This window comes from Phytoactinopolyspora halophila, from assembly GCF_003287285.1.
GTDB lineage: Bacteria > Actinomycetota > Actinomycetes > Jiangellales > Jiangellaceae > Phytoactinopolyspora_A > Phytoactinopolyspora_A halophila.
This window is the reverse complement of sequence record NZ_QMIG01000057.1, coordinates 1-3,031: the sequence shown is the minus strand read 5'-3', so window position 1 is coordinate 3,031 and position 3,031 is coordinate 1. Positions and strand designations below refer to the sequence as shown.

4 protein-coding genes are annotated in these 3,031 nt (G+C 61.3%); 1 reads left to right on the top strand and 3 read right to left on the bottom strand.

What is annotated here, in order from left to right:
• Nucleotides 1-269 precede the first annotated feature (269 nt).
• On the top strand, nt 270-770 hold the full coding sequence (locus DPM12_RS22555; protein ID WP_112260592.1) for a TIGR03618 family F420-dependent PPOX class oxidoreductase: 501 nt from the start codon (nt 270-272) through the stop codon (nt 768-770).
• A gap of 221 nt (nt 771-991) precedes the next feature.
• Here the strand turns inward: DPM12_RS22555 and DPM12_RS22550 are convergent, their stop codons facing one another.
• From DPM12_RS22550 to DPM12_RS22540, 3 genes are all read right to left on the bottom strand, one after another.
• Nucleotides 992-1,435 carry a helix-turn-helix transcriptional regulator gene (locus DPM12_RS22550; RefSeq protein ID WP_112260591.1) on the bottom strand — a complete coding sequence of 148 codons (444 nt, stop codon included), beginning with the start codon at nt 1,433-1,435 and terminating at the stop codon, nt 992-994.
• 129 nt (nt 1,436-1,564) lie between these two features.
• Nucleotides 1,565-2,482, bottom strand: a complete 918-nt coding sequence (rfbA, locus tag DPM12_RS22545) for a glucose-1-phosphate thymidylyltransferase RfbA (RefSeq protein ID WP_112260590.1) — start codon at nt 2,480-2,482, stop codon at nt 1,565-1,567.
• A gap of 59 nt (nt 2,483-2,541) precedes the next feature.
• On the bottom strand, nt 2,542-2,859 hold the full coding sequence (locus DPM12_RS22540) for a non-heme iron oxygenase ferredoxin subunit (protein WP_112260589.1): 318 nt from the start codon (nt 2,857-2,859) through the stop codon (nt 2,542-2,544).
• Nucleotides 2,860-3,031: the final 172 nt, after the last annotated feature.

Below are 3,031 nucleotides of genomic sequence, written 5' to 3'. Positions count from 1 at the left end.
AAGCCGGATCAATCCCCCACGCCCGCCACGAAGTCGCCCTCAGCCAACCAGCACACGACGGCGTGTGCTGACCAGGGCGGTGCGCGGGGTGCCATGAACCCACCGGCTCCACCCGCGCTCGACCAAGGTTATTGGATTCCTTCCCAGACTGCTGTGCAATACGTATCGACGAATGTGCGGGATGAACGGCGGGAGTACGGCGTGACGCGAACCGGTACCCGTGAGCTGACTCGACATCTCGTGCCCTGGGAGGGGCGATAACAGTGCACATGACCGAGCCCGATACAAAGACATGGCCGTTGTCGGACGCGATCGAGACTTTTCTCGCGGAGCCGCACATTGCGACACTCACCACCTTCCGGCCCGACAACACCCCACACGTCGTACCCGTGTCCTTTAGCTGGGACAGTGAGGCCAGGCTGGCCCGGATCATGGTTGGCATCGAGTCGCGCAAGGCGAGGAACCTGATTGCCATGCCGGGAAGCCGTGTCGCCTTGTGCCAAGCAGAGGGTGGCCGCTGGGTCACCCTTGAAGGCACCGCAACGATTTCCGAAGACCCTCAGCGCGTTGCCGAAGGGAGGCAACGGTACATCAATCGCTATCGGCGCCAACGCGGTCAGCAGGAAGACAATCGCGTCGGGGGGCCGGCACGCGGCCGTGCTCCCGGCACGAGAGAAGGTCCGGGACCGCAGAGACAACGTGACCCACTGGATTCGTGGCAGGCAGTCATCGAGATCGCGGTCGATCGGGTCATGAGCCGTAGAGTTTGAACCTCTGCCCGGAGCCGCACAGCCATTGATGCTCACGAGTTTGCTTCGTGGACGGCTGCGGTCGTACCGCGTCACCATCGCCGTGATGTGCATGCCCCCAACTTCGATCCACCCAGTTGGTGCCCAGCAGCGACGTCATGATGGGCGATAGGAGGTAGGGCGTGCAGGGCGTTGTGCGGAGAGGAACGCGTAGCTGGACGGTGATGCCCATGGCAGCAGCGCTATACGCGGCTCATGCCCCGCACTTCTCGATTCCTGATCGGTCTGGTTGCCTGTTTCACGACACATGTCGGCAATCCAACCGTCGCGTGCAAGGCCCGCTCTCGATAGACGCTTGGGGGCACGCCCACCAACTCGGTGAAGCGACTGCTGAAAGTGCCCAGCGACGAGCAGCCAACCGCGAAGCAGACCTCAGTGACACTGAGGTCACCACGACGAAGCAGCGCCATCGCGCGCTCGATGCGCCGCGTCATCAGATACGCGTACGGCGTCTCGCCGTACGCAAGCCGGAACTGGCGACTCAGATGCCCGGCTGACATGTTCACGCCGCACGCTAGCGCCTGAACGTCTAGCGGCTGCGCGTATTCCCGATCGATCCGGTCACGAACACGACGTAGCCGCACGAGATCACGCAAATCCTGCGTGGTGGCGAAGCTACCCGGCACGTTCGAGATAGTAGCACACGCGAATACCCGGAGCAGTGGGAAAGCGGACACGGAGAGGCAGGCTGCGAAGGCGGGCCACGTCGATAGATGCAGACACGTACTCTCCACCTCGCGGCGAGCACTCGCAATCTATGTCAGCACTTGAGCGGCTCGAGAAATGCCGTATTCCTGCTCGCTTTGATCAATCTGGGTCACTTCCATGATGTATCGGCCGTAAGGTGACTGTGCGAGGCGACTGCCGAGGCGATAGCAAGCCTCACGGTCGATGTATCCCATGCGCCAGGCGATCTCTTCCACGCAGGCTATCCTCACACCCTGCCTGTGCTGGAGGACCTGCACATACTGACCCGCTTCCATGAGAGCCTCGTTGGTGCCCGTGTCCAGCCAGACGAAACCGCGGCCAAGTGGTATCAGTGTGGCCTCACCTCGTTCTAGGTATATGCGGTTGATGTCGGTGATCTCCAGTTCGCCGCGCTCGGAGGGTTGCAATCCTCTGGCGATGTCCACCACCGTGTCGTCATAGAGATAGAGCCCGGTGATCGCCAAATTGGTGCGCGGGCTGGTCGGTTTCTCCTCGATCGATACGAGATTCCCACGCTCATCCAGCTCGCCGACTCCATAGCGTTCCGGTTCCCGCACCGGGTGGCCGAAGAGGACACAGCCCTCGACGTTCTGAGTGGCCTGCTGAAGTAACGTTCCGAACCGGGATCCGTGAAATATGTTGTCGCCGAGCACCAGAGCAACGGAGTCGTTTCCGATATGGTCGGCGGATGTCAGGAAAGCATCGGCGATACCTCGAGGTTGATCCTGCTCCGCATAGCTCAGGGAGATGCCGAGCCACGAACCGTCTCCCAGCAATTTGCGGAACATGCTGAGGTGATCCGGTGACGAGATGATCTGGATATCGGTAATACCCGCGAGCATCAACGCCGAAAGCGGATAGTAGATCATCGGCTTGTCATAAACAGGAAGCAGTTGTTTCGAAACGCCGAGCGTGATCGGATGTAGCCGCGTGCCCTGGCCGCCGGCAAGGATGATTCCCTTCACCGCCCCGCCTCCTCGCGCTGTCCGTGGCGATGTGGCTCAAATGTCTTCTCAATGTCGGACTAGGCGATGGGATCGAGCGAGACGTAGATGTCGTCACCGTCGATTTCCACCCGGTAGGTGGCAACCGACTCTGTGGCTGGGGGGTTGGTGGGCTCCCCGGTACGCAGATCGAAGCAGGAACCGTGTAGCCAGCACTCGATGGTGTTGTCATAGATCTCCCCCTCGGAGAGGGAAACCTCTGCGTGCGAGCAGACGTCGCTGATCGCGTACAGGTTGTCACCGCTGCGCACCACGGCGACCGGGGTGCCGTCGACCTGAACTGCGATCGCGCCGTCACGCGGCACCTTGTCATAGCGGCACACCTTCACCATGTCCATCGCCTGAGCTCCACTCCCTTCCCGCTTCGTGACGGGGTGTGACGGGCTATCTGTCCACCACTTCATGGTGGCGAGCCACACGGCCTGCCGGCATCTTCGACGTTGCGGTGGCTAGGGCATGTCTGACAAATATGGAGCGCTCGTCCTGCGAGACTGATCAGATGTCGAGGTT